25 protein-coding genes are annotated in these 25,429 nt (G+C 30.8%); 13 read left to right on the top strand and 12 right to left on the bottom strand.

Going from position 1 to position 25,429, the window contains the following annotated elements; translation table 11 throughout:
- Nucleotides 1-204, top strand: a complete 204-nt coding sequence (locus tag ELQ06_RS03430) for a hypothetical protein (RefSeq protein WP_002859287.1) — start codon at nt 1-3, stop codon at nt 202-204.
- Here the strand turns inward: ELQ06_RS03430 and ELQ06_RS03425 are convergent.
- Nucleotides 201-1,361 carry a M23 family metallopeptidase gene (locus ELQ06_RS03425; RefSeq protein ID WP_002852845.1) on the bottom strand — a complete coding sequence of 387 codons (1,161 nt, stop codon included), beginning with the start codon at nt 1,359-1,361 and terminating at the stop codon, nt 201-203. The genes ELQ06_RS03430 and ELQ06_RS03425 overlap by 4 nt on opposite strands.
- Before the next feature lie 121 nt (nt 1,362-1,482).
- Here ELQ06_RS03425 and ELQ06_RS03420 point away from each other — a divergent pair, with 121 nt between their 5' ends.
- Genes ELQ06_RS03420 through ELQ06_RS03410 form a run of 3 tightly spaced genes read left to right on the top strand, consistent with a single transcriptional unit; the run spans nt 1,483 to nt 4,403 of the window.
- The gene (locus tag ELQ06_RS03420) at nt 1,483-2,208 is read left to right on the top strand and encodes a plasminogen-binding N-terminal domain-containing protein (RefSeq protein ID WP_002852692.1); all 726 of its coding nucleotides are present in this window, start codon (nt 1,483-1,485) and stop codon (nt 2,206-2,208) included.
- Nucleotides 2,209-2,210: 2 nt separating this feature from the next.
- Nucleotides 2,211-3,593, top strand: a complete 1,383-nt coding sequence (locus tag ELQ06_RS03415) for an FAD-linked oxidase C-terminal domain-containing protein (RefSeq protein ID WP_002855885.1) — start codon at nt 2,211-2,213, stop codon at nt 3,591-3,593.
- A 3-nt stretch (nt 3,594-3,596) separates the two neighbouring features.
- Nucleotides 3,597-4,403 carry a YihY/virulence factor BrkB family protein gene (locus tag ELQ06_RS03410; protein ID WP_002933815.1) on the top strand — a complete coding sequence of 269 codons (807 nt, stop codon included), beginning with the start codon at nt 3,597-3,599 and terminating at the stop codon, nt 4,401-4,403.
- Here the strand turns inward: ELQ06_RS03410 and ELQ06_RS03405 are convergent.
- The 4 genes from ELQ06_RS03405 to ELQ06_RS03390 are packed head-to-tail and all read right to left on the bottom strand — an operon-like array spanning nt 4,347 to nt 8,272.
- Nucleotides 4,347-5,606 carry a ComEC/Rec2 family competence protein gene (locus ELQ06_RS03405; protein ID WP_052779686.1) on the bottom strand — a complete coding sequence of 420 codons (1,260 nt, stop codon included), beginning with the start codon at nt 5,604-5,606 and terminating at the stop codon, nt 4,347-4,349. The genes ELQ06_RS03410 and ELQ06_RS03405 overlap by 57 nt on opposite strands.
- Nucleotides 5,606-6,163 (bottom strand): DedA family protein, encoded by a 558-nt coding sequence (locus ELQ06_RS03400; RefSeq protein ID WP_052781688.1) that lies wholly within the window; start codon nt 6,161-6,163, stop codon nt 5,606-5,608. The genes ELQ06_RS03405 and ELQ06_RS03400 overlap by 1 nt, the downstream gene beginning before the upstream one ends.
- An 8-nt stretch (nt 6,164-6,171) precedes the next feature.
- The gene (rny, locus tag ELQ06_RS03395; protein WP_002853829.1) at nt 6,172-7,725 is read right to left on the bottom strand and encodes a ribonuclease Y; all 1,554 of its coding nucleotides are present in this window, start codon (nt 7,723-7,725) and stop codon (nt 6,172-6,174) included.
- Complete coding sequence (locus tag ELQ06_RS03390; protein WP_052781689.1) at nt 7,646-8,272, bottom strand: 5-formyltetrahydrofolate cyclo-ligase; 627 nt, start codon at nt 8,270-8,272, stop codon at nt 7,646-7,648. Before ELQ06_RS03390 ends, rny begins: the two co-directional genes overlap by 80 nt.
- A gap of 82 nt (nt 8,273-8,354) precedes the next feature.
- On the opposite strand from ELQ06_RS03390, the gene ELQ06_RS03385 reads away from it, so the two are divergent.
- The 5 genes from ELQ06_RS03385 to ELQ06_RS03365 all read left to right on the top strand — a co-directional run bounded on the left by ELQ06_RS03385 (nt 8,355) and on the right by ELQ06_RS03365 (nt 12,055).
- Nucleotides 8,355-8,912, top strand: coding sequence for a TlpA disulfide reductase family protein (locus ELQ06_RS03385; RefSeq protein ID WP_052781690.1), 558 nt, complete (start codon nt 8,355-8,357; stop codon nt 8,910-8,912).
- Entirely contained in the window at nt 8,912-9,778 is an 867-nt protein-coding gene (gene ftsY, locus ELQ06_RS03380) for a signal recognition particle-docking protein FtsY (protein ID WP_002852840.1), read from the top strand. Before ELQ06_RS03385 ends, ftsY begins: the two co-directional genes overlap by 1 nt.
- On the top strand, nt 9,778-11,118 hold the full coding sequence (gene radA, locus ELQ06_RS03375) for a DNA repair protein RadA (protein ID WP_052781691.1): 1,341 nt from the start codon (nt 9,778-9,780) through the stop codon (nt 11,116-11,118). The genes ftsY and radA overlap by 1 nt, the downstream gene beginning before the upstream one ends.
- Nucleotides 11,119-11,186: 68 nt before the next feature.
- Entirely contained in the window at nt 11,187-11,867 is a 681-nt protein-coding gene (locus ELQ06_RS03370; RefSeq protein ID WP_052779689.1) for a F0F1 ATP synthase subunit A, read from the top strand.
- Nucleotides 11,864-12,055, top strand: a complete 192-nt coding sequence (locus ELQ06_RS03365; protein ID WP_002914249.1) for a membrane protein — start codon at nt 11,864-11,866, stop codon at nt 12,053-12,055. Before ELQ06_RS03370 ends, ELQ06_RS03365 begins: the two co-directional genes overlap by 4 nt.
- 21 nt (nt 12,056-12,076) lie before the next feature.
- Here the strand turns inward: ELQ06_RS03365 and metF are convergent, their stop codons facing one another.
- The 5 genes from metF to luxS form a co-directional block, all read right to left on the bottom strand.
- The gene (gene metF, locus ELQ06_RS03360; RefSeq protein WP_052793735.1) at nt 12,077-12,925 is read right to left on the bottom strand and encodes a methylenetetrahydrofolate reductase [NAD(P)H]; all 849 of its coding nucleotides are present in this window, start codon (nt 12,923-12,925) and stop codon (nt 12,077-12,079) included.
- A 9-nt stretch (nt 12,926-12,934) separates the two neighbouring features.
- Complete coding sequence (gene metE, locus ELQ06_RS03355) at nt 12,935-15,199, bottom strand: 5-methyltetrahydropteroyltriglutamate--homocysteine S-methyltransferase (RefSeq protein ID WP_052797640.1); 2,265 nt, start codon at nt 15,197-15,199, stop codon at nt 12,935-12,937.
- 11 nt (nt 15,200-15,210) lie between these two features.
- Nucleotides 15,211-15,981 (bottom strand): MetQ/NlpA family ABC transporter substrate-binding protein, encoded by a 771-nt coding sequence (locus ELQ06_RS03350; RefSeq protein ID WP_052793737.1) that lies wholly within the window; start codon nt 15,979-15,981, stop codon nt 15,211-15,213.
- Nucleotides 15,982-15,991: 10 nt separating this feature from the next.
- Entirely contained in the window at nt 15,992-16,984 is a 993-nt protein-coding gene (locus ELQ06_RS03345) for an isopenicillin N synthase family oxygenase (RefSeq protein WP_002868574.1), read from the bottom strand.
- 310 nt (nt 16,985-17,294) lie between these two features.
- The gene (gene luxS / locus ELQ06_RS03340; protein ID WP_002859279.1) at nt 17,295-17,789 is read right to left on the bottom strand and encodes an S-ribosylhomocysteine lyase; all 495 of its coding nucleotides are present in this window, start codon (nt 17,787-17,789) and stop codon (nt 17,295-17,297) included.
- Nucleotides 17,790-17,903: 114 nt separating this feature from the next.
- Here luxS and gatB point away from each other — a divergent pair, with 114 nt between their 5' ends.
- Genes gatB through ELQ06_RS03325 form a run of 3 tightly spaced genes read left to right on the top strand, consistent with a single transcriptional unit; the run spans nt 17,904 to nt 21,403 of the window.
- Nucleotides 17,904-19,322: an Asp-tRNA(Asn)/Glu-tRNA(Gln) amidotransferase subunit GatB gene (gene gatB / locus ELQ06_RS03335; RefSeq protein ID WP_052797641.1), complete on the top strand. Its 1,419-nt coding sequence runs from the start codon at nt 17,904-17,906 to the stop codon at nt 19,320-19,322.
- Complete coding sequence (locus ELQ06_RS03330; RefSeq protein ID WP_079460087.1) at nt 19,319-20,215, top strand: NAD(P)H-dependent glycerol-3-phosphate dehydrogenase; 897 nt, start codon at nt 19,319-19,321, stop codon at nt 20,213-20,215. The genes gatB and ELQ06_RS03330 overlap by 4 nt, the downstream gene beginning before the upstream one ends.
- 9 nt (nt 20,216-20,224) lie before the next feature.
- Nucleotides 20,225-21,403 carry a metal-dependent hydrolase gene (locus ELQ06_RS03325; RefSeq protein ID WP_052784222.1) on the top strand — a complete coding sequence of 393 codons (1,179 nt, stop codon included), beginning with the start codon at nt 20,225-20,227 and terminating at the stop codon, nt 21,401-21,403.
- A 7-nt stretch (nt 21,404-21,410) separates the two neighbouring features.
- On the opposite strand, the gene ELQ06_RS03320 is transcribed toward ELQ06_RS03325, so the two are convergent.
- A complete protein-coding gene (locus tag ELQ06_RS03320) occupies nt 21,411-22,937 on the bottom strand; it encodes an inorganic phosphate transporter (RefSeq protein ID WP_002867379.1) in 1,527 nt (508 codons plus the stop codon).
- A 141-nt stretch (nt 22,938-23,078) separates the two neighbouring features.
- On the opposite strand from ELQ06_RS03320, the gene ELQ06_RS03315 reads away from it, so the two are divergent.
- Nucleotides 23,079-23,885: an inverse autotransporter beta-barrel domain-containing protein gene (locus ELQ06_RS03315; RefSeq protein WP_002887816.1), complete on the top strand. Its 807-nt coding sequence runs from the start codon at nt 23,079-23,081 to the stop codon at nt 23,883-23,885.
- Here ELQ06_RS03315 and ELQ06_RS03310 read toward each other — a convergent pair.
- Nucleotides 23,882-25,258, bottom strand: a complete 1,377-nt coding sequence (locus ELQ06_RS03310) for a cation:dicarboxylase symporter family transporter (protein WP_002852850.1) — start codon at nt 25,256-25,258, stop codon at nt 23,882-23,884. The genes ELQ06_RS03315 and ELQ06_RS03310 overlap by 4 nt on opposite strands.
- Between the last annotated feature and the right edge of the window lie 171 nt (nt 25,259-25,429).

Here is a 25,429-nt window from a genome sequence, read left to right as displayed (position 1 = left end):
ATGTATGAAAGAAAAGATTTAAGAGTGTTAAAAATCATTCAAAAAGCTAGAGAATTTGGCGATGGGGATTTGTTAAATGAAGCTTTGGTAAAACAATTAATTGATGCAGATTTTTGTGAAATTAGTGAAAAAGAAAAAGAAGAGCTTGCAACTCTTCTAAATTCTTTAATCAATGCGAAAGATAAAGCGTTGTTGAGTAATTAAAATTCTATATAGTTTTCAAAATCTTCTTCTTTTGGAGGATTAGGTTGATTCGAGGCTAGGGCTTCTTTAACAACCTGCTCGTATCCAGCTATGATATGTTTAAAATTCTCTTTTGCTTTTCCACTAAGTTCTGATTTGGCGATTTTTACAACAGATGCAGGATTTATAGCTTTATTATTTAAATATACTCCAAAATGCAAATGAGGCCCTGTGCTCATACCTGTTGAACCAACATATGCAATTACTTGTCCTTGATTTACCTTTTGTCCGTTTTTAATTTTTGCAAAACGACTAAGATGAGCATATAAAGTCATATAGCCCGAGTCATGCTTGATTTGAATTACATTTCCATAACCACCTTTTGTGCCTATAAAGGTTACTACTCCTTTGCCAGCACTTTTCACAGGAGTTCCAGTAGGTGCAGCATAGTCTATACCAAGATGGGCCCGATAGCGTTTTAATATAGGATGATATCTTGCTGTTGTAAAAGGAGAAGAAATTCTAGTGTAATTCACAGGTTTTGTAAGTAAAAAAGATTCTAACTCTTTGCCATCGCGATCATAGAATATATCATTATAAGAAAAGACTTCTCTTGCGCTTTTATTGATTTCTACCATTGCCATTTTTATATTTATATCACCCCAAAGTTTACCCATGCGTCTTTTTTGCTCATAATATAGGGTTACTTCATCACCTTTTTGGATATTACGAAAATTTATACTTCCTCGAAAAGCACGAACCATAGCACGAGCTAAAGTACTGCTACCACTTTCTTCATAGACATCTTGATAGGCAGAGCTTTTAATGGTTAAATGTAAAATTCTATCTTCTTTTTGATAAGATACAGGAGTAAAAGCAAGAGTGTATTGCCCATCTTTATCTTTATAAATGTGAATTTGTAAGTCATCACTAATTGGAATTAAAACTTGTTCTATGTTGTTGTTTTCATCTTTTAAAACTTGATATTTTATTTTGTAGGCTATATCAGAAGCGAGCTCTTGATCTTCTCTATCAAGTCCATAATAAAGCGACATAGGTATGGAATTTCTTTGTAAGAATTTAAGCAAGGTATCTCCATTATCCCAAGTTAGCTCTTCAACACTTAAAGCTGCAAAACTTTGAACAACAAAAATAAATAAAAGTAATAATTTTTTCATGAGATAACCTTAATTTTTAAAAGAATTTTGAAATTTAAAAGCTATATTTTACTTTATTTTTCTTACAATTGCTTAACAAAAAAGGATTATAATTCTATAAATTTTTATTTAAGGAGCAAATTTGTTTAAAACTATAGTATGTTTTTTAGCTTTAAACCTTAGCCTCTTTGCGGTTGGATTTGATTTAAAACCTATAAAAAGTGAACTTGTAAAAGTTGATGATATTTATGGTTATATTAAAGATAGTGATGATATAAAACTTTATTCAAGTGGCGTAGTAGTACAACATTTTAGCAATTCGCAAAGTATCATCGCTAGAGCAAGTGTTATAGATAAAAAAAATGGTTTGGCAAAATTAGAATTTAGTGTTTTTTCAGCTCTTAAGCAAGATGCTTTGCCTTTACCAAATGTTTTACCTAAAGTAGGTGATGAGGTTGTTTTAAATTTTCTTTATGATAGAGGATTGGTAATTGCTCCTGATGAACAAACTTATAATGAACTTGTTAGAGAATTTCCGCAGATATATTTTACCCATATTGATATTTTTGGAGCACAATTAATTAGAACGGCTACTCTTTCTCCTAAGCGTTCAGATTTTAGGCAATTTTGCGATGATAATGCGGTCGGCATTTTGGTTGTGGCTTTGGAAAATCATGCAGAAGTTGTGGATTGTCAAGATTTTAATAAGCTTTATGAAGTGCCTATAAGCAAGCCAACTAGCGTTCAGGTTCCTTTTTATTCTCGTATAGGTGGATATAAAAGTAATTTTTTTGATTTTAACTCTCAAGAAATAGGAAATTATTATAGGTATTATGATGCTTTGATTAATCTTCCTAAGGTGCAATGAACATGAAAAAAGAATTTGAACAATATTTTAAACGATTTTTAGGAGAAGAAAACGCTTATTTTGATGAAATTCACAAAAGAGCTTATAGCTATGATGCGACAAAAAAACATTATTTACCCGATGGGGTTCTTTTTCCAAGAAATGAAGAAGATATTGCTCAAATTTTAAAATTTTGTAATGAAAATAATATCATAGTCATACCGCGAGGCTCAGGATCTGGTTTTACAGGAGGAGCTTTAGCTGTTAATGGCGGGGTGGTGCTTGCTTTTGAAAAGCATATGAATAAAATTTTAGAAATTGATCTTGAAAATTTAGTGGCTGTTGTGCAACCTGGGGTTATTAATATACATTTACAAAAAGAAGTAGCCAAATACGGGCTGTTTTACCCACCTGACCCTGCTAGCATGGAGTATTCAAGCTTAGGGGGTAATGTAAGCGAAAATGCTGGGGGAATGAGAGCTGCAAAATATGGCATTACAAAAGATTATGTGATGGCTTTAAGGGCTGTTTTGCCTAGCGGAGAAATCATTCGTGCAGGGAAACGCACTATTAAAGATGTAGCAGGTTATAATTTGGCAGGAATTTTAATCGCTAGTGAAGGTTCTTTGGCAGTTTTAAGTGAGCTTACTTTAAAATTAATACCTTTGCCTAAATTCAAAAAAACTGCTTTTGCTATTTTTCCAAGTGTAAAAAGTGCTATGAATGCGGTTTACAAAAGTCTTGCTAGCGGTGTAAGTCCTGTATCTATGGAATTTTTAGACAATCTTAGCATTAGAGCGGTTGAGAGCAAATTTAATAAAGGTTTGCCTATAGAAGCTGGAGCTATTTTGATTGCTGATGTGGATGGTAATGTTAAAGAGGCTATTGATGAGGATTTAAGAAATTTAGAATATTATTTTTTAGAAGCTGGCGCTAGCGAATTTAAAATAGCAAAAGATGAACAAGAAACCGCAGATATTTGGTTTGCTAGAAGAAATTGTTCTCAAAGCATTGCCATGTATGGAACTTTAAAACTTAATGAAGATATTACAGTTCCGCGTTCTAAACTACCTACTTTGCTTGAAGGTATAGATGAGATTTCTAAAAAATATGGTTTTAAAATTCCTTGTTTTGGACATACAGGGGATGGAAATGTGCATACTAATGTTATGGTTCCTGATAAAAATGATAAAGAGCAGGTGAAAAAAGGCTATGAAGCTGTGGAAGAGATTTTTAAATTAACAGTGAAACTTGGAGGAACTTTAAGCGGAGAGCATGGTATCGGACTCTCTAAGGCACCTTTTATGAATTTAGCTTTTTCTGAAGCCGAAATGAATTTAATGAGAAATATTAAAAAAGCTTTTGATCCAAATAATATACTAAATCCTTTTAAAATGGGACTTTAGAAGGTGAAAAATTTTTTTACTATTTTGCTAAATTTGCGTGATAAGGAAATTTTAAATTATGCAGCAGCGCTTAGTTTTTATACTGTATTATCTTTAATACCTATTTTATTTGTATGTTTTTCTGTTTTTACGCAAATTTCCAGTTTTAAAGCTTATTATGAAAAAGCAAAGCAAGTAATTTTTGCTTTTTTAATACCAACGCAACAAGATGTTGTTGCTACCTATATCGATACTTTTTTAAAAAATAGTGTAAATTTGGGTATTGTAGGTCTTATTGCTATGGCATTTACTTCTTTAGCTTTTTTTTCAGGCTATGATTTTGTAATCAATCGCATTACTAAAAATGAACCTAAAGGACTTTGGCAAAGTATTAGTTCTTATTGGACTCTTTTAACTCTTGTTCCTTTGGGGCTTGGGCTTAGTTTTTATATTTCAGGTTTTATCCAACAAACTTTAGATGATTATAAAATAGGGTTTAATTTTTTTGAAATTTTACCCTTTGTAATTATTTGGGGTTTATTTTTTATATCTTATTCAAGTTCTGTTCATAAGGGAACTCTTAAAAGTTTAGCTTTAGTATCTTTTGGAGCGGGTGCTATTTGGTATATAGGAAAAAATTTATTTGTATATTACGTGGTATATAATAAAACATACGCTAGCGTTTATGGATCTTTTTCTACTATTTTATTCTTTTTTATTTGGATTTATATTTCTTGGATTATTTATCTTTTTGGGCTTAAACTCTATTATTTTCTAAATCACAATCATAATGAAGGGAATAAAATTCGCAAAAATACAAAGAAAAGCTAGATATTTAAATCGCACAGAGATTAAAGAAGCAATAAGATAACTTATAAAAATCCAAAATGGGATATGGATATTAGTTCCATAAATTTTAAATTTAAAAAATTCATCTAAGATAAAATTGAGCAAATCTCCATAGTTTATAAGATGCAAAAATAATACTAAAGGATAAAATATTACAAAAATTCCACTCAAAATAATACCTAAAATTTGTTGGTAGCTTATAAGTGGAAAAAAATAAAGCACAGGTAAAACCATAGCAAAAAAAGTCCAAATATTAAGCAAAATAATATTTATAAGATTATTAAATTTATTTGCAAAATGATGCATATATAAAAAAATATAAAAAACACCTAAAATAGAAAATAAAAATCCAATACTAAATAAAAGTCTAGGGTAAAGAGAAATGCACAATAAAATACTACAAAAAAGCGTAAAGAAATTAATAATTTTTATATTTTTACACAATAGATAAAAAACCCAAAAAGCCATAATCAAGGAGCGCACAAAAGAAGGGACAAATCCTATTAAGCAAGCATAAGCTAAAAGTAGTGTAAAAATTAAAATACTTAAATCTAAACGTAAATTTCTATAAGGAAAATATCTTTTTTGGAAAAAACTATAAATTGGAGCTAAAATAAAGAAAATTAAACTAAAAAGTAAGCCTATGTGATAACCGCTAATTGCTATAAGGTGTGCTATGCCGTAGTAATTTACATCGTTTCTAAGCTCTAAAGATATGGGCAGTGCAAAAAATAAAGCACCATAAAATTCTTTAATCTTTTCATTTGTATGTTGATTTAAGAAGTAAGATATAATGGGATTGTATTCTTTTTCTTTTAATTTTTCAAAATCATAAGAAGGTGCGTAAAAACTTTTGCTCAGATAGTCTTTAAAGTTAATATTATGGGTGATAATTCTAAGGCTTAAAAATTGATTCTTGCTTAAATTTAAATCCTTAAAACTTGTAGTATAAAAAGTGAAGTTTTCAGTTTGTAACTTTAAAACCCAGTATTTTTTATTTTTTTTATTATATTTTATATATTGGTGCGTTAATAGAGCGTTGTCTATAAGGTAATGTTTTTGGTTTTTAAAGTTTAAAAAATTATTATATTCTAAAAGGATATTAAAAATAAAAATAACAACAACAGAGAAAAATAAATAATGAAATTCTTTAAAAGAGTAAGAAAAAGAATTCCATAGAGACATTATTTTTTAGAAAATTTACTTAAATAAAGCCAAATTATTCCGGCTAAAAATAATAAAAATAAAGGAGCAACATAAGGATATAAACTCAGTTTATCAAAAATTGCTTCAATAATATACCCAAAAGTATAAGCAGCAAAACCTAGAACAATAGCCCATGCCAAACTAGCTAGAGTATTGATAATAAAAAATTTAATAAAATTATATTTTGCCATACCTGCAGCTATGGGAATGAAAGTTTTTAAACCATAAATAAATTTTTGAGTTACAAGTAAAATAATTCCATGTTGTTTTGTTTTTATCATAGCAAGGGCTATCTTGCGTCGGTGTTTTTTAAAATAAGGCATAATGTCTTTTTTATAATATTTTCCAAGTATAAAAAGCAAAGTTGAACCTATGGTATTAGCAATAAAAGCAAGAGCAATGCAAAAACTAAGATCCATTTTTCCTTGAGAACTTAAAACTCCTGCAGCTAAAATTCCAACCATCCCACCCCCTAAAGAGTAAAAGAATAAAACAATATAACCATATTTTATTAAAGTATCAATCATATCTTGCATAATAAACCTTATTTAGCGTATTCTACAGCTCTAAGTTCACGTATAACATTGACTTTAATTTCACCAGGATATTGCATTTTTTCTTGAATTTCAGCTGCTATTTCCTTAGCTAAAAGTACACTTTCATCATCATTAACAAGCTGAGCATTGGCTATGACGCGAATTTCTCTTCCGGCATTGATTGCATAGGCATTTTTAATTCCTTCTTTACTTTTAGCGATATCTTCTAGCTCACTGACTCTTTTTAAGAAAGCTTCTAACACTTCTCTTCTAGCTCCAGGTCGTGCAGCACTTAAAGTATCTGCTGCACAAACAGCTGCTGATTCTATGCTTGTAGCTTCTTCGTGTCCATGATGTGCGTAAATAGCATTGATTACTACAGGATGCTCTTTGTAGCGTTTGCAAAGTTCTGCACCTAAATCCACATGAGATCCTTCAAAATCATGGGTTAATGCTTTTCCTATATCATGTAAAATTCCCGCACGACGTGCTAAATTCTCATCTCCACCACACTCAGCAGCAATGATTCCTGCAAGATGAGCCACTTCCAAAGAATGTGCTAAAGCGTTTTGTCCATAGCTTGCTCGGTATTTGAGTTTTCCTATGAGTTTTACAATTTCAGGGTGTATTTTATTTAAACCTAGATCCATAACTATGGTTTCGCCTTCTTCTAGAATGGCACTATCAAATTCTTTACACACTTTTTCGTGAATTTCTTCTATGCGCGCGGGTTGAATTCTGCCATCTTCAACTAAAAGTTCTATAACTTTTGTAGCAATAGCACGGCGATAAAGATTAAAACAACTTACTATAATAGCACCTGGTGTATCATCGATGATAATATCAACACCTAAAACCATTTCCAAGGTTTTAACATTGCGCCCTTCTTTACCAATGATACGTCCTTTAAGTTCATCGTTTTTAATGTTAATAACATTGATAAGTCTTTCAGCTGCAAATTCACCTGCAAAACGAGAAGTAGCTTGAGCAATGATGAAATTAGCTTTTCTTTTAGCTTCATTTTTTGCTTCTTCTTCATATTTTCTTACTATATGTGCAATTTGCTCGCGAGAATTTTCTTCTACTTTTTTAAGAATGATTTCTTTGGCTTCATTTTGTGTAAGTCCTGTCGAATGTTCTAAAATTTTTAAAACATCGTCAAGCTTTTCTTGATATTTATTTTTTAATTTATCAACATCAGATTGTAAGTCTTGAATGTGTTTTTGTGACTTGCAAAGGTATTCTTTATCTTCTTTTAGTTTTTCTTCTTCTTGCTGAAGTTTTTGTTCTTTTTTAGAAAGATCATCAAATTTTTGATTAAAATCTTTTTGAATTTTGTGAGTTTTTTCTTCGTATTTTTTTTTAACTTCTAATTCTGCATTAAGAATTGAATTTTTTGCATCTTTTAAAATAAGCTCCGCTTCGTATTCTATAGCTTTGGCTTTAGCTTTGGCTTGTTCTACGAAAATTTCATATTTGGCATCATTGATTTTTTTTGCAACTAAATATCCTATACCGAGTCCGACTATAGCGGCTATAAGTGCGATAAGTGATTCTATCATTTTTTCTTTCTTTCTTGTAATATTTTTTATAAGGGTTTATGTATAATTTTCCTGAAATATCATGCTTTTGTGTTAGATTATTTTGACTTAAAGCATCTATACTTTGGACAAATATTATATGAGGTTTGTAATTTAAATTTCCAAAAAATCTATCATAAAAACCTTGCCCATGTCCTATTCTTTTTAAATTTTTATCGACGCCAATTACAGGCACAATAGCTAAATCAATTTTTGCTTTAAAAAAAGAATCTATAGGCTCTAAAACCCCAAACCTTTTTTTAATAAAAGGCAATCTTAATTTTACAATTTTTAAACTTTTATCTTGCATAAATGGAACAAAAAGTTTGTAATTTTTATTAAGAATATGGCGAAATTTTATTAAGTTTGGTTCATAATGCAAAGGAATAAAAATTAAAATATTTTTAGCTTTAAATAGTTTTATTATTTTAAGACATTCTTTAAATATTTTATAATCTTGTTTGAAATTTAGTTTTGAATGTTTGAAAAGGCGTATTTTTTGCAATGCTCTAAAATCTGTTTTTTCCATTAATATGCCTTTAAAAAAATATTATCTTATGTATGTTATAATTTTAGCATTTTTATAAAGAAGAATAAAGGATTGATAAATAATGAAGATTAAAAAAATACTTGTACTAGTGGCAATATCTTGTTTGTTTGTTGCTTGTAGCAATGATAAAGAAAAACAGCAAAATGATGTAAATTTAAGCACCGAGGCAAGTATAAATCAAAGTGATGATATGAATTTTAAACTTAATTTGATTGATGGAGGATCAATTTCAGTTAAAAAAGAAAATGTCGTTTTAAATTTCAACGATGAAGGTAAGGCAACTTTGTTTGTATTTTTTACCACTTGGTGTACCCCTTGCATTGCTGAAATCCCTCATCTTAATAAATTACAAGAAAAGTATAATAATGATTTTAATATAGTTGGGGTTTTATTAGAAGATAAATCTAACGATGAGATTCAAAAATTTATAGAACAGTATAAAATATCTTATAAAGTCGCTAATGGTGAAAATAACTATCTTTTAGCTAAAGCTTTAGGTGGGGTAAATGGAATTCCTACCATGTTTCTTTACAATAAGCATTCTAAATTGATTAATCAGTATTTAGGACTTATTCCTGAAGAAATGCTAGAAATCGATATACAAAAGGCTATACTTTAATGTTTAATTTTTTTAAAAAAGGACTTGCAAAAACTCTTGAAAATATTGTTGGGATTAAAGGAGAGAATAAAAAGATAACCAAAGATTTGCTTGAAGAAATTTTGCTTGAAGCAGATGTAAGTTATGAAATAGTTGAAGAGATAATTTATTATTTACCACCCCAAAATGAAGTAAAAAAAGAAGATTTAAAGCGTGTTATGGGTTCTTATTTTCTTTATGAAAAAAAAGAAACCAATCAAGAAAAACCTTTTGTAGAGCTTATTTTAGGAGTAAATGGAGCAGGAAAAACAACAAGTATTGCCAAACTTGCTTATTTATATAAAAACCAAAATCAAAAAGTGATTTTAGGAGCGTGTGATACTTTTAGAGCAGGTGCGATTGAACAATTAAAACTTTGGGCGCAAAAAGTGGATGTAGATATAGTTTTAACTGCACAAGGGCATGATCCTTCAGCGGTTGCTTTTGATACCATCTCTAAAGCAAAAGCAAAGGATTTTGATAGAGTTATTATCGATACAGCAGGGCGTTTGCAAAATCAAAAAAATTTAGCCCATGAGCTTGAAAAAATTGTGAGAATTTCAAACAAAGCTTTAGAAGGTGCACCCCATAGAAAAATTTTAGTTTTAGATGGAACACAGGGAAATGCTGGAATTTTACAAGCTAAAGCTTTTAATGAGCTTGTAAAACTTGATGGTGTGATTATCACAAAGCTTGATGGGACAGCTAAAGGGGGTGCACTTTTTAGTATAGCAAGAGAGCTTGAGCTTCCTATTTTTTATGTAGGCGTGGGTGAGCAAATGACGGATTTGCAAGAATTTAATGCAAGTGCTTATTTAGATACTTTATTAGATCCTATTTTTGAATAATGGCAAAAAATAAAGCACTTTTTGAATGTCAAGCTTGTGGAAATCAACAAAGCAAATGGCTTGGAAAATGTCCTGATTGTGGAGCTTGGGATAGTTTTATAGAATTAAAAGCTGAGCAAATTAAAGTTTTAAAAGAGCTTGCGCAAGTTAGTATGAAAACAAGTGAAGCTGTTTGTATTGAAGATGTGGAATTAGAACATTTTACAAGATACAGCACAGATGATAATGAGCTTGATTTGGTTTTAGGCGGAGGGCTTGTTGAAGGTTCTTTAGTGCTTATAGGCGGAAGTCCAGGTGTGGGAAAATCTACGCTTTTGTTAAAAATTGCTTCAAATTTAGCTAAACAGGGTAAAAAAGTGCTTTATGTCAGTGGCGAAGAAAGTAAAGCTCAGATTAAATTAAGAGCTGATCGCCTTGAGGCTAATACTCCGAATTTATTTTTACTTACTGAACTTTGCCTTGAAAATATTTTAGAAGAATTACACAAAAAGGATTATAGTATTCTTATCATTGATTCTATACAAACTCTATATTCAAATAAAGTCACTTCAGCAGCAGGAAGCATCACTCAGGTGCGTGAGATTACTTTTGAACTTATGCGTGTTAGCAAGGCTTATAATATCAGTACTTTTATCATAGGGCACATTACTAAAGAAGGTGCTATAGCAGGACCTAGGGTTCTTGAACATATGGTGGATGTGGTGCTTTATTTTGAAGGAGATGCCACTAAAGAAATTAGACTTTTAAGAGGCTTTAAAAATCGTTTTGGTGGAACGAATGAAGTAGGTATTTTTGAGATGACTACTAAGGGTTTGATCAGTGCAAAAGATTTGGCAAATCGTTTTTTTACTCGTGGAAAGGCTATTTCAGGAAGTGCTTTAGGTGTTGTGATGGAAGGATCTCGTGCTTTGGTTTTAGAAGTTCAAGCTTTAGTGTGTGAAAGTTCTTATCCAAAACGTAGCGCTACAGGGTATGAAAAAAATCGCTTAGATATGCTTTTGGCTTTGCTTGAAAGAAAACTTGAAATTCCTTTAGGGCATTATGATGTATTTGTAAATATTAGCGGCGGAGTAAAAGTAAGTGAAACTGCTGCGGATTTAGCTGTGGTTGCAGCTATTATTTCAAGTTTTAAAAATCGCCCTTTGAGTAAAGATAGTATTTTTATAGGAGAGCTTAGTTTAAATGGAGAAATTAGAGAGGTTTTTAGCCTTGATACGCGTTTAAAAGAAGCTAAAATGCAAAAATTTAAAAATGCTATTGTTCCTTCTAAGCCTTTGGAAGATATAGGGCTTAAGTGTTTTGTTGCTAAAGAACTTTCACAAGTTTTAGAATGGATGTAAATTTTCATTAAAATATAAGTAAGATTTTGCTAAAATTCCGAATTTAGAATAAAATTTTTGAGGAAACCATGAAAGATTTATTTTTATTTAGCTCTTTGCTTGATACAAGTCATACTTTTTCTTATTTTTTTCACATAGGTTTGGTGGCTTTAATTGCTGTTATAGTGGCTATGATGGCTACTCGTTCTATGCAACTTGTTCCACGTGGTATGCAAAATTTAGGTGAGGCTTTTTTAGAGGGAGTTTTATCTATGGGTAGAGATACCATGGGAAGTGAAAAAGGTGCAAGAAAATATCTTCCTTTGGTTGCAACTTTGGGGATTATAGTGTTTTTTAGCAATATTATAGGCATAATACCTGGTTTTCACTCTCCAACTGCAAGTTTAAATTTGACTTTGTCCTTGGCTATTATAGTTTTTGTATATTATCATTTTGAGGGTATTAGGGCACAAGGTTTTGTAAAGTATTTTGCTCATTTCATGGGACCTATTAAACTTTTAGCTCCTTTGATGTTTCCTATAGAGATAGTCTCTCATCTTTCTCGTGTGGTTTCTTTGTCCTTCCGTTTGTTTGGAAATATTAAAGGTGACGATTTATTTTTGATGGTAATTTTAGCTTTAGTTCCTTATATAGCTCCGCTTCCTGCTTATGTGCTTTTAACTTTTATGGCATTTTTACAAGCTTTTATTTTTATGATTTTAACTTATGTATATTTAGCAGGTGCAACTGTTGTTGAGGAAGGTCATTGATCTATATTTTAGAATTTTTTAAAGGTGCATCTTTAGCTTTAATGCTTTTTGGTGCACTTTTCTTCTTTTTTAAATATAATTCTTTTTTCTATCTTTGCTTGGGTATTATACCAGGTTTGCTTTTATCTTTAATTTTTGTTTTACTTATAGAAAACCATAAGCTAAAAAATGAAGATAAGTTAAGATAAAAGCAAAAAATAGTTTATTTTCTAAGCATGAAGCTCTTCTTTAATCAAATGCTTTACAGCTTCATAAATTTTAATAGCCGCTTTGGATTTATTCATAGTATAAAGATGAATTCCATCTACACCACTTGTGATTAAATCGACAATTTGATCGCAAGCATACGCGATACCTGCATCTTCTAAAGCCAAAGTATTATTTTCATATTTTTCTAAAATTTTAACAAATTTAGGAGGGATTTTAGCTCCGCAAAGTTGAGAAATTTTTAAAACCTGTCTTTTGTTAGTAATAGGCATAATACCTGCGTAAATAGGTATGTCAATACCTGCTAAAGCACAATTTTGTTTAAAAGTATAAAAATCTTCATTATCGTAAAAAAGTTGAGTAATGAGCTTATCTGTTCCTGCATTTACCTTAGTTTTAAGATGGTGTATATCCTCGATGAAATTTTTAGATTCATTATGTTTTTCAGGATAGCATGCGGCATAAATTTCAAAGTATTCTTGTTTTTTTATAAAAGAAATTAAATCACTAGCATAAGAAAAATCTTTGCTTTTTTCTAAATTTTCACATATATCGCCTCTTAGGGCAAGAATTTGATTAAGATTTTTTTCTTTGCATTTTTGAAGTATCTGAGTGATTTTTTCTTTACTAGAATGGATGCAAGGTAAATGTACTATGCTAGGAATTTGATATTCTTCCTGGATTAAGCTCGCAATTTCTAAAGTGTTTTGTGAGTTAATAGAGCCTGCTGCGCCAAAGGTTACGCTGATAAAATTAGGGCTTAATTGCCCTAAATCATCTAAGATAGCATGAAGATTTTTGATATTTTCATCTTTTCTTGGTGGAAAAACTTCAAAAGAAAAATTGCACATAAAAACTCCTTATAATTGTTTTCGTATTTTTTGCGTAGCCGTAACTAAATTTTTAAGAGAGGCTATGACTTCTTCATAAGCCCTTGTTTTAAGTCCGCAGTCTGGATTGATCCAAATTTGTTCTTTAGGTAATTTGTTTAAAATTTTTTCTATAGTTAAACTTAATTCTTCTACGCTTGGAACTCTAGGGCTATGTATATCATAAACTCCTGGTCCAACTTTGGTTTTAAAATGAATAGCTTTTAGGGTATCTAAAAGACTTAAGTTTGATCTTGAAGCTTCAAAAGAAATCACATCAGCATCCATAGCGTCAATTTCTTTTAAGATATCGCTAAATTCACTATAACACATATGAGTGTGAATTTGAGTTTTAGCTTTTACCCCACTATGCACAAGATTAAAAGCAGGAATAGCCCAATCTAAATACTCACTATGCCAATCGCTTTTTCTTAAAGGCAGTTTTTCACGCAAAGCGGCTTCATCAATTTGTATGATTTTTATACCTGCATTTTCAAGATCTAATACTTCATCTCTTATAGCTAAGGCAATTTGCTCAGTGCTTTCTTTTAGACTGATGTCTTCTCTTGGAAAGGACCAATTAAGTATGGTTACAGGCCCAGTTAGCATGCCTTTTACGATTTTTTGACTTAAACTTTGTGCAAATTTAGACCAAGCTAAGGTAATAGGCTTTGTGCGTGATACATCACCCCAAATTACAGGAGGCTTAACGCACCTTGTGCCATAGCTTTGAACCCAGCCATTTTGAGTAAATAAAAAGCCCTTTAAATTCTCTCCAAAATACTCCACCATATCATTTCTTTCAAATTCTCCATGCACTAAAACATCAAGTTCTATTTCTTCTTGAATTTGTATGCATTCTTTGATTTTTTGTTGGTTAAATTCAGTGTAGTTTTGAGCTGAAATTTTTTCTTGCTTAAAGGCAAGGCGATTAGATCTTACATCAGCACTTTGAGGAAATGAACCTATGGTTGTGGTTGGTAAAAGAGGGAGTTTTAAAAATTCTTTTTGGATTAAGGCGCGTTCTTTAAAACTAGGCGTTCTGGTAAAATCTTCTTTTTTTAAAGCCTTAAGCCTTGCTTTGACTTTTTCATCTAAACGCTCTGGGATATTTTTAAAAAGCTCTTGATTGGCTCTAAAGAGCGGATTTTCTTCGCTAGAATTTAGAATTTCTTTTAAATCTTTAAGTTCTTGAAGTTTTTCTTTAGCAAAGGAAAAAAGTTTAAGATAGCTTGAATCTAATTTGCTTTCAAATTCAGTGCTATAAGGCACATGTAAAAGTGAGCAAGAAGTGTTTAAGATGATATTTTGTGTATATTTTTGAAGCTCTTTAATAAGCTTTAGGCTTTTAGCATAATCATTAGTATAGATATTTTTGCCATTAATAAGACCTGCAAAAAGGATTTTATCTTTAGCAAAGCCGTATTTTTGAACTAAGGCTAAGCTTTGTTTACCTTCGATAAAATCAAGACCCAAAGCATCAAATTTGCTTTCTAAAAGTTTAGGATAAATATCTCTTAAGTCTCCAAAATAGCTTTGAAGTAAAATTTTAAGATCTTTTTTGTGATTTAAAAGTTCTTGGTAAAATTCTTCAAACAAAGCGATATCTTCCTTGCTTAAATCATAAACCAAATAAGGCTCATCAAGTTCAAGCCATGTCACTTTAAGTTCATTTAGTTTATCAAAAAGCTCTATGTAAGCGTTTAAAAGCTTTTCTTTGGCGAGTTTTTGAGTTTTTTCATCTTTAAAGGCAATGAGCTTAAAAAGTGTGAAAATGCCTATTAAAACGGGCTTACTTTCTATGCCAAGTTCTTTAGCTTCAAGGTATTCTTTAAAAATTTTATCTCCTGTTAAAGCTATAATATCAGCATTATCGCACTCAGGCACCAAATAATGATAATTTGTATTGAACCATTTTTTCATTGCTAAGGCTGTAACATCTCCATTTTCTCCTTGATAACCTCGACTTTGAGCAAAGTATTCATCTAAAGCATCTAAATTTAAATTTTTATACTTTGTATGAACAATGTTAAAAAGCACAGCCGTATCTAAGACATTATCATAAAGTGAAAAATCATTACTAGGGATAAAATCAATACCAGCTTTTTGAATTTCTTGCCAGTGTCTAATCCTTAAATCCTTAGCACTTTTTAAAAGCTCCTCTTTTGAACTTTGGTTTTTAAAGTATTTTTCAATAGCAAATTTTAATTCTCTATTTGCACCTATTCTTGGATAAGAAATGATTGAATTTTTCATATTTATTCTCCTTAAAATGTAGGGATTAAAGCACCCTGATATTTGTCTTCTATAAATTTTTTAACTTCATCGCTTTGCAAGGCTTTGACTAGGGCTTTGATTTTAGGAAGGTTTTCATTACCTTCTTTAACGGCGATGATATTGCCATATTCACTATATTTACTTTCTGTATAAAGCCCATCTTTTACAGGGTTTAAACCTGCCAAAATAGCAAAATTGCTATTAATAAGAGAATAATCTACATCATCTAAACTCCTTGTAAGTTGAGCGTCTTTTAACTCTACGAATTTAAGCTTCTTAGGATTTTTAGTGATATCTAAAGGAGTGATGAGCTCATTATCCTTAACTTCTATAAGTCCTTTGCTTGCTACAATGCGTAAAGCACGGCTTTCATTTGTAGGATTATTGGGTATAGAAATGCTTTGTCCTTCCTCTGGGTTAAATTCTTTATATTTTTTTGAATACACTGCCATAGGTTCTATATGGATACTGGCAACTTTTACAAGATGGGTGCCTTGCCTTTGATTGAATTCTTTTAAATAAGGTTCATGTTGAAAATAATTAGCATCTAACTCACCATTTTCAACCATTACATTAGGGATTACCCCATCATTAAATTCATAAATTTTTAAATCATAACCTTGTTTTTGAAGTGCTGATTTTATAAATCTTAAAATATCTGCATGAGGTGTTATAGAAGAGCCAACTTTAAGTTCTTCATTTGCCCATGCAAAACCGGTAAAAAGAGTAGCGACGCAAAAAGCTTTAGTAAATAAAGTCATTTTTTCTCCTTTACGCAAAACTAAATTTTTCTATCAAGTCACTATGATAAATACTTGCTACATCAGGATGAGAGCGTATCATTCTTTTAAAATAATTACTTGCAACATTTCTTAAAAGTGGATTTTTAGGATCAGTATCCACACCTTTGCTTTCTTTGGCAAGCTCTGGATTTAACTTAAAAATAGGTATATCCTTATCAAGTTGCACTCCAAGAAAATAAGCTATGCTAAAGCGTTCTTTTGGGCTTAAATTCACGCGGTGAATAGTAGCTTTTAAATAGCCATTGGTAGCTAGTTCTAAAAATTCTCCTATATTAACTACAACGCTATTTTCAAGTGGGGGTATACTAAGCCATTTACCATCTATAAAAGCTTCAAGTCCACTTTGTTTTTCTTGAAAAACAAAAGTGATAAGCCCACCATCTTTATGTGAACCTACGCCTTGAGTGATATTTTTTGAGCTTTTTGGATAATGTATGATTTTACAATGTTCGTAAGAATTTTCTCCATAAAGTTTATCAAAAGCATTGCTAGGTAGATCAAGAGCTTGAGCAAAGGCTTTTAAAAGCTTTAAACAAGCTTTTTTGGTTTGTTTGTGCCAAGTTAAGAAAGTTTTTTTAAGTTCTGGAATTTCACTAGGCCAAAGATTAGGACCTTCTAGTCTTTGCCATAAGGGTGAGTTTAAATTCCAGTTTAAAGCATCTCTTTCTGTGCCTATATCCAGTTGTTCTCTATAATCCTTAGTTCCTGCTGTGTATTCAAAACCTTCGCTAGTATAACCTCTAAATTGAGGAGAATGTACCATAGAAATAAGCTCTTTCGAACTTCTAGAAAGATTAAAAAATTCTTTGCCAAGTTTGAATAATTTCTCGTTTAAATTTTTATCTATACTGGTATTGATAAGATAAAAAAAACCTATTTTAGAAGCAATTTCTCTTAAATTTTTAAGAAAAGTGCTTTTATCTTTTTCATAAGCTTGTAAATCAAGTATAGGTAAATTCATTTTTGCTCCTTAAATTAAAATTAAGGATAAGAAGATATTTTGAATTAAATTTTATTAGAGAAATTTTTGTAAGTTAAGATTTTAAATGAGTATTTTGAAAAAATAAACTTTTTTGACTTTCTTACACATTATATCTCCTTATCCACTTTTTGGACCTTTGGAAACATAATGTTAAGCCAAAGGACGCACTAGATACTACACATCTCGCACATCAGTTTCATTTTTTCTCCTTTTAAAATAATAAAATTTCAAAATCATATATAAAAATATATTAATTAAAGCTTAATCGTTTAAAAAATAAAGATTCTTTTTAAGCATTCTCGAGTTTTAATTCTTTGTTATTCATTATGCTAATACCTAGATTTAAAACCTTTTGGGCAATTTGTTTGGCTTCATCTAAAGAATGCATTGCGCAAGTTCCGCATTGATAGATATTAAGTTCAGGAATTTTGCTTTGATCGCTTACGCTTAAAACATCTTTCATAGCTGCTTTCCAAGCTTTAGCAACACTTTTTTCATCTGGTGTTCCAATTAAACTCATATAAAAACCCGTGCGACAACCCATAGGTGAAATATCAATAATTTCAACTGAATTTGAATTTAAATGATCTCTCATAAATCCTGCAAATAAATGTTCTAAGGTATGAGTACCTTTTTCGCTCATAATGTCTTTATTTGGTATGCAAAAACGCAAATCAAACACGCTAATATCATCGCCCTTAGGTGTTTTCATAACTTTAGCTAAACGCACAGCAGGAGCTGGCATTTTAGTATGGTCAACTTTAAAGCTGTCTAATAATGGCATTTTAACTCCTTAAATATAAATTGCCTAAGGATTATAGCATTTAAAGTTAATATTTAAAGCCTTTCTAAAAGAAAAAAAGATAAAATAAAACATTTAAAAATTCAAGGAAATTTTATGTTTGAAGTAGTTATAGGTCTTGAAGTTCATACTCAGTTAAATACAAAAACAAAAATCTTTTGCTCATGTGCAACTTCTTTTGGAGAAGCTCCAAATACCAATGTTTGTCCCACTTGTTTGGCCTTACCAGGAGCTTTGCCTGTTTTAAATGAAGAGGCTGTAAAAAAAGCTATAGCTTTTGGAAAAGCTGTCAATGCAACAATTAATAAAAAAAGTGTTTTTAATCGTAAGAATTATTTTTATCCAGATTTACCTAAGGCTTATCAAATTTCACAATTTGATATCCCTATAGTAGAAAAGGGTGAGCTTTTTATCAATGTAAAGGGTGAAAATAAACGCATAGGTATTACAAGAGCGCACTTGGAAGAAGATGCAGGTAAAAATATCCATGAAAGTAATTTTTCTAAAGTAGATTTAAATCGTGCAGGAACTCCTTTGCTTGAGATTGTCAGTGAGCCTGAGCTTAGAAGTAGTGATGAGGCAGTAGCTTATCTTAAAAAACTTCATTCTATTATACGCTTTTTAGACATTTCAGATGCAAATATGCAAGAAGGAAGTTTTAGATGCGATGCAAATGTTAGTATAAGACCTAAGGGTGATACAAAACTTTATACTAGAGTAGAGATTAAAAATCTTAATTCTTTTCGTTTTATCCAAAAAGCTATAGAATATGAGGTAAAAAGACAAAGTGAGGCTTGGGAAGATGGAACTTACGAACAAGAAGTAGTTCAAGAAACTAGACTTTTTGATACGACAAATTTAGTTACAAGAAGTATGCGTGGCAAAGAAGAAGCGGCAGAATATCGCTATTTTCCTGATCCTGATTTATTGCCTGTTTTATTAAAAGATGAGTTTTTGGATATTAAAATCCCTGAGCTTCCTGATGAGAAGAAAGCACGCTTTATAGACAAGCTTGGTATAAAAGAAAGTGATGCAGAGGTTTTAATCAGTTCTTTAGAAATGAGTCGTTTTTTTGAAAGTCTTATTTCTCAAAATTTAAATCCTAAACTTTGCGTAAATTGGTTAAATACTGAACTTATGGGACTTTTAAAAGGAGAATTGACTATAGAAAATTCTCCTGTAGATGCTCAAAAGCTTGGAGTTTTAATTAAACGCATAGAAGATGGCACTATCAGTGCAAAAGCGGCTAAAGATGTTTTGGCTTTTGTATTTGAAAATACTAGCGTGGAAATTGATGAAGCTATAGAAAAGCTAGGACTTAAACAAGTAAGTGATGACTCAGCCATAGAAGCGGTGATTGAACAAATTTTAAATGCAAATGCTGATAAGGTTGCAGAGTATAAAAGTGGCAAAGAGAAGCTTTTTGGATTCTTTGTAGGTCAAACAATGAAAGAGGGTAAGGGAGCTTTTAATCCTGCAAAAGTAAATGAAATTTTAAAAGCAAAGCTTGGTTGATGCGTATAGCGGTTATTGGTGCGGGAAAATGGGGCAGTGCTTTACATCTAGCCTTAAAAGAAAATCACAATTGTTTTATTAGTTCTTTGCATCAGCGTGATTTAGAAGATTTTGTTAACATAAAAGAAGCTTTAGAATGTGAATATCTTGTTTTTGCTTTAAGTTCTCAAGGGATGCGTGCTTGGCTTAAAGAAAATTTCATCAACAAGGGGCAAAAAATTTTAATTGCTTCAAAAGGTATAGAAGATCAAAGTTGTCAATTTTTAGATGAAATTTTTTTAGATTTTGTACCAAAAGAAAATTTTTGTGTTTTAAGCGGTCCTTCTTTTGCTGCTGAAGTGATGCAAAAACTTCCTACTGCTTTGATGATTAGCGGGATAAATCAAGAGCTTTGTAAAAAATTTGCAAGTTTTTTCCCTGATTTTATTAAAACTTATATTGATAATGATGTTCGTGGTGCTGAAATTTGTGGTGCTTATAAGAATGTTTTAGCAATTGCAAGTGGGATTAGTGATGGGTTAAAACTTGGCAATAATGCAAGAGCGGCACTGATTTCAAGAGGGCTTATAGAAATGCATCGTTTTGGTAAATTTTTTGGTGCTAAAGAAGAAACTTTTTTAGGGTTAAGTGGGGCAGGGGATTTGTTTTTAACTGCAACGAGTGTTTTATCAAGAAATTATAGAGTAGGTTTAAAACTGGCGCAAAATCAAAAATTAGATAGTATTTTAGCTGAACTTAATGAAGTAGCAGAAGGTGTAAAAACTGCTTATGCTATAGAAAAATTAGCAAAAATGAAAGGAATTTATACACCTATTGTAAATGAAGTAGTGGCAATTTTTAAGGGTAAAAGCGTGCAAGAAGCAACGCAGAATTTATTAAAGCAAAATGATTAAGGAAAAATCATGATAATTAAAAATGCAAAAATTTATGGAGATTCTTTACAAGATATAGAGATTAAAGAAGGAAAAATTACCAATATTGGTTCTAATTTACAAGGTGAAGAAATTTTAGATGCTAAAGGTATGACTTTACTTCCATCTTTTGTAGATTTGTGTGTGAGTTTAAAAAACGATAAATTTTCTTTAGCTAATTTAGAACTTTTAGAAAATGAGTGTCTAAAAGGAGGAATTTCTGGTATAGTTTTGCGTGATTGTATGGATTTTGATGAAGAAAATTTTGCTTTATTTTTACAAAATTTAGCTCAAAGAAAGATGCAAATTTTTTCAAGCGTGCGGGTTAAGGATGCAAATGGTAAGCTTAAAAATTTAGCCACTCTTTTAAATAAAGGTGCTTGTGCTTTAGAGCTTGACAGCTCTTTAGATGCAAATACTTTAAAAGTAAGTTCACAATATGCTTTTATGAAAGACTCTCCAATTTTTGTGCGTTGTTATGATAAGGATTTTGATGATAATGGAGTGATGAATGATTGTGAAATGAGTTTTGAGCTAGGGCTTATAGGCATGAGTAAAATCGCTGAAACTAGCCAGATAGCTAAAATGAAAGAATTGGCTAAATTTTATGAAAATAAGGTCATTTTTGATCTTTTAAGTTTGAAAGATTCTTTAGTATTATTAGATGAAAAGGATTTAAAACTTGTAAGCATTCATCATCTTATCAAAGATGATAGTGCTTGTGAAGATTTTAATACGGCTGCGAAACTTATGCCACCTTTAAGAAGCAAAGAAGATGTTTTGGCTTTAAGAGTGGCTTTAAAAGAAGGAAAAATTAGCTTTTTAACTTCCTTACATAGTGCAAAATCAATTTCTTTAAAAGATTTAGCTTTTGATGAAGCGGCTTTTGGAATTCATAGCATATGCGAATTTATAAGTCTTTGTTATACTTTTTTAATCAAAGAAGGATTTTTAAATTGGCAAGAGCTTTGTCAATTTACAAGTAAAAATCCTAGTGAATTTTTAGGTTTAAATAGTGGAGTTATAGAAGTCGGAAAAGAAGCTAATCTAGTTCTTTTTGATGAGAATGAAGAAATTGTTGCTCCAAAAAGTTCTCTTTATTCTGAGGATAAACTTTTTGGAAAGATTAAAATGCATATAATTAAAGGAAAAAATATTTTAGAAAAATAAGCTTTACTTAAATTCCTAAAGATAGTTTAAATCCTAAAAATACAAGTGCTGCCATAATACCAGCGGCTGGTAAAGTGATAATCCAAGCCAATCCTATAGGCTTCATCATAATCCAATTTGCGTTTTTATTATACACTCCTATACCCAAGATAGCACCTATGAGTATATGGGTGGAGCTAACAGGAATTCCAAATTGTGTAGCTAAGAGTATAACTATACTTGCACCAAGTTCTGCAGAAAATCCAGTAGTAGGGCGTATGGTTGCAAGTTTTGAACCCACTGTAGTAATCACTTCTTTACCTAAAAACCAAAGTCCTACAACTAGAGCAACTCCAAACATAGCTAAAGCAGCAAAAGGTACAGGAGAAGTCGCGTTAATTGTGCCGTTTTTTAAGACATCTAAAATCGCTGCAAAAGGACCTATAGCATTGGCTATATCATTGGCTCCGTGTGAAAATGCAAAACTAGAGGCTGTAAATATTTGAAACCATGAGAAAATTCTATCAGTGGTTTTATTAAGTTCTGTTTTTTTAACGATTTTGACTATAGCAAATGTTACAACATAACTTATAGTTCCTATAATTCCAATAATCCAAAAGTTTTGTAAAATATCCAAAGTGCTAACATTATTTAAACCTTTAAATAAAAACATTGCCGAAATGATAGCAGCAGCAATACAAGCAATGATTGGCATATGAGTTTTTAAAATAGAGTAAATATCTATATCTTTTTCTTGTTCTTTAAATTCCTTCATTTTATTTCTATAGAAATTATTTTCCTGTTCTTCTTCATCCAAAGCTATAGCGGAAAGTTCTTTGATTTGTTCTTCTTGGGATTTTGTTTTTAAATTTAAAAAATATTCTTCTTTGAATTTTTTTCTTTCTTTTTTGATATTTTTCAAATCATCATTTAGTTTTTCTGATGGTTTTAAAATTTTCTTATCAATATATGAATAAATAATATAAGCTACAATACCCCCTAAAAGAGGCGAAGCTACCCAAGAAATAGCTATTCTTAAAATTTCACTCCATTTAACCATAGAGAGTGTTTGGATTCCATCAAATTTTAAAAGCCCCATCATAATGCTAGCACCTACAATCCCACCAACTATACTGTGTGTGGTTGATACAGGTAAGCCTTTCTTGGTTGCAATAAAAATCCAAACCCCAGAGCTTAAAAGTGCAGCAAGCATAATGATAACAAAAAGCATAGGATCTAAAGAATTTGGAAAAATAACAATACCGCTGCGTATGGTCTTAGTAACTTCTGCGCCTGCGAAGATTGCCCCGCTTAGCTCAAAAACAGCTGCTATAATTAAAGCTTGTTTAATGGTTACTGTTTTTGCACCAACGCTTGTTCCAAAAGAATTGGCTACATCATTTCCACCTATATTAAATGCCATAAAAATGCCAAATATAGAAGCAAGAATAAAAAGAATCAATTGATGTTGCGAAATATAACCAAATCCCCAAATAACAAATGCGATAGTACTGATAATAAAAATAACAAAAGCTATGAGGTTGTCTTTTTGCATTAATAACCCTTTTTTATTTTAATTATACACTTATTTACTTTAAATTTGCTAATTTTATTTTTTAGTCTTTGTGGAATTTTTATTTATATTATTTTTTTATAATAAATACTCAAACAAGAAATAATAAGGAATATAAGAATAATGAGGGGTATTTTTTATATAATAGCATTGTTTTCTTTACTCAATGCCGATGAACTTACAGAGGCTTTAGCAAAAAATAATAATCAAAATTCTTGGGAGCACTTTGATTATAAAAATACCAAAGAAGCTCCAAAAATTCAAGAAGAGAATGTGGATTTTAAAAGCACTTTTGATAGCTTGCTTTCAAAAACTTTAGAAAATAATAATGGTATAGATAAAACAGATGGGAATTTAGATTTTCAAAACGAAAACGCGCAGGTTAAAAATTTAAGTTCTCTTTATGAGGGGGAGAATAATTCTTTGCTTTTTCAAAAAGAACTTTTTGTAGCTCAAGATAATTATAATTACTCAGGGGGTTTAATCAATCGTTATGAAAAAGATGATTTTTTATTTGGAGTTAATGGTTTTATTGATAAACAAAAAGAACAAAAAGATACTAAAAGCTTTGGTACAGAGTTTGGTTATAGTAAATTTATAAAGGCTTATAGTAATTATTATATACCCAATGAAGCAGAAAAAAATTTACAGCTTGGAATGAGTTTTGTAATTCCAACTTATACCGCTTTTGCTTTTGATATAAGTAAGGATAATGATAAAACTAATTATCAAGTATCTTATTCTCCTTATAGTGTATTTAGTTTAAATTTATTGCGTCGTGATTATAGTGCAAGAGAGACTGTTGATGATACTGTTGTTCAAGTTGGATTTAGTTTTAATTTCAATGAAAGTTTTTTAAAACAATTTAGAAAAAAAGATAATACTTTAGAGGAGGTTAATCGATATGATTTCCTCCAAAGAACTCATTAGTTCATTCCAGCATTATGAAATTTTTCCGGATTGTCCATAGCGTAGCGGAATTTTTCCCAATCAATTTGTTTATCCCAGATAGCAACGATTAAAGCTGCTACTGAATTTCCGCAAAGATTTCCAACCGCTCTCATTTCAGACATAAATTTATCAACACCTAAAAGAACACCTATAGCAGCTACTGGTAGAACTTGTGCTAAGGTTGCATTTGCTTCTGAAATTTCCATATTTCCTAGAGCCGCAAGCGTACTTCCAAGCACTATAAAACCTGATCCAGTTACACCTACTGCACCTTTTGAAGCTATCATTAATACTATTAAAATACTGATTTCGTGTGCTAAACTTAAATTTACATTGAAAGCTTGTGCTAGAAAGATTAAGCTCATAGCTAGATAAATATTTGTACAATCAAGATTAAAACTATATCCCGTTGGTAAAACAAGTCCGACTGTTGCTTTAGAAAGTCCTGCTTTTTCTAGTTTTCTCATTAAAGGAGCAAGCGCAGACTCGCTTGAACTGGTTGCAAAAACGATCAATACTTCTCTTGAGATAAATCTCATAAATTTGAAGATATTTACTTTTGCAAAATAACAAATCAGACCTAAGATTCCAAATATAAAAACAAGACATGAAATCAGCATTACTAAAAGTAAATATGCTAAGTTGATCAAAGAGCCAATTCCGTATTGAGCTATGAGTACAGCCATTGCTGAAAAGGCGGCAATAGGACTAAAATACATAATGATTTGTAGAATTTTAAAAACAAAATTTTGTACCACTTCAAAAACTCTTTGAATTGCCTGTTTGTCTTCTATTCTCATTAAAGAAATAATCAAAGCAGTAATTATAGCAATAACCAAAACTTGTATGGTTTTTCCTTCTGTAAAAGGCGTGATAATATCAGTAGGCATAGCATCTTTTAAAATATGCATAATCTCAGAGCTCGCACTTACTTCTGTGGTTTGAGAAATGTATTTTTGAACGCTTTTTGTATCAAGTTGACTTGGATCAAGATTCATTCCATGGCCTGGTTGCATAACATTTGCCATAAAAATACCTATAGCAAGTGCTAAAGTACTTACAACTTCAAAGTAAATAACCGCTTTAGCACCAATGCTACCTACTTTTTTTAAACTTTCAAGACTAATGATGCCCAAAACTAAAGTAACAAAAATAATAGGGCCTATAAGAACCTTTAAAGCACCTATAAAATAATCAACTCCTGGTTTGCTAGCAATGGCTAATTCTTTATCTGTATAGCCAAGTACAATACCTGTAATAATGCCTATAATCACCCAAAATCCAAGACTTTTGATAATACGTTTATATAAAGGCGGTTTTCTTTCAGCTAAAGTTTGACTTAAAGTTTCCAAGTTTATTCACTCCTTTTGATCTTTGTAAAATATAATTTTAACAATGTGTATCGTAAATTTTAACAAAAAAACAAATCTAGAAATACTTTCTTTTATATGATATGACAATTTTATATATATATGTTACAAAATTTCTCATTATTTGCATATTTATGAATTTTAAAATATGTT

Origin of the sequence: Campylobacter sp. CH246 (assembly GCF_004378835.1) — a bacterium.
Lineage (GTDB): Bacteria > Campylobacterota > Campylobacteria > Campylobacterales > Campylobacteraceae > Campylobacter_D > Campylobacter_D jejuni.
Note: the sequence above shows the minus strand (reverse complement) of the source record. Positions and strands in the feature narration are given on the sequence as shown.

Coding starts and splice junctions, on each gene's coding strand:
- ELQ06_RS03415 (WP_002855885.1), top strand. CDS start 2,211: ATGAAAAAAGAATTTGAACAATATTTTAAACGATTTTTAGGAGAAGAA.
- ELQ06_RS03405 (WP_052779686.1), bottom strand. CDS start 5,606: ATGTCTCTATGGAATTCTTTTTCTTACTCTTTTAAAGAATTTCATTAT.
- ELQ06_RS03325 (WP_052784222.1), top strand. CDS start 20,225: ATGATAATTAAAAATGCAAAAATTTATGGAGATTCTTTACAAGATATA.
- metF (WP_052793735.1), bottom strand. CDS start 12,925: ATGTGCAATTTTTCTTTTGAAGTTTTTCCACCAAGAAAAGATGAAAAT.
- gatB (WP_052797641.1), top strand. CDS start 17,904: ATGTTTGAAGTAGTTATAGGTCTTGAAGTTCATACTCAGTTAAATACA.
- ELQ06_RS03425 (WP_002852845.1), bottom strand. CDS start 1,361: ATGAAAAAATTATTACTTTTATTTATTTTTGTTGTTCAAAGTTTTGCA.
- ELQ06_RS03430 (WP_002859287.1), top strand. CDS start 1: ATGTATGAAAGAAAAGATTTAAGAGTGTTAAAAATCATTCAAAAAGCT.
- ELQ06_RS03320 (WP_002867379.1), bottom strand. CDS start 22,937: ATGCAAAAAGACAACCTCATAGCTTTTGTTATTTTTATTATCAGTACT.
- ftsY (WP_002852840.1), top strand. CDS start 8,912: ATGTTTAATTTTTTTAAAAAAGGACTTGCAAAAACTCTTGAAAATATT.
- ELQ06_RS03390 (WP_052781689.1), bottom strand. CDS start 8,272: ATGGAAAAAACAGATTTTAGAGCATTGCAAAAAATACGCCTTTTCAAA.
- ELQ06_RS03345 (WP_002868574.1), bottom strand. CDS start 16,984: ATGAATTTACCTATACTTGATTTACAAGCTTATGAAAAAGATAAAAGC.
- metE (WP_052797640.1), bottom strand. CDS start 15,199: ATGAAAAATTCAATCATTTCTTATCCAAGAATAGGTGCAAATAGAGAA.
- luxS (WP_002859279.1), bottom strand. CDS start 17,789: ATGCCATTATTAGACAGCTTTAAAGTTGACCATACTAAAATGCCAGCT.
- ELQ06_RS03370 (WP_052779689.1), top strand. CDS start 11,187: ATGAAAGATTTATTTTTATTTAGCTCTTTGCTTGATACAAGTCATACT.
- radA (WP_052781691.1), top strand. CDS start 9,778: ATGGCAAAAAATAAAGCACTTTTTGAATGTCAAGCTTGTGGAAATCAA.
- ELQ06_RS03315 (WP_002887816.1), top strand. CDS start 23,079: ATGAGGGGTATTTTTTATATAATAGCATTGTTTTCTTTACTCAATGCC.
- ELQ06_RS03385 (WP_052781690.1), top strand. CDS start 8,355: ATGAAGATTAAAAAAATACTTGTACTAGTGGCAATATCTTGTTTGTTT.
- ELQ06_RS03400 (WP_052781688.1), bottom strand. CDS start 6,163: ATGCAAGATATGATTGATACTTTAATAAAATATGGTTATATTGTTTTA.
- ELQ06_RS03350 (WP_052793737.1), bottom strand. CDS start 15,981: ATGACTTTATTTACTAAAGCTTTTTGCGTCGCTACTCTTTTTACCGGT.
- rny (WP_002853829.1), bottom strand. CDS start 7,725: ATGATAGAATCACTTATCGCACTTATAGCCGCTATAGTCGGACTCGGT.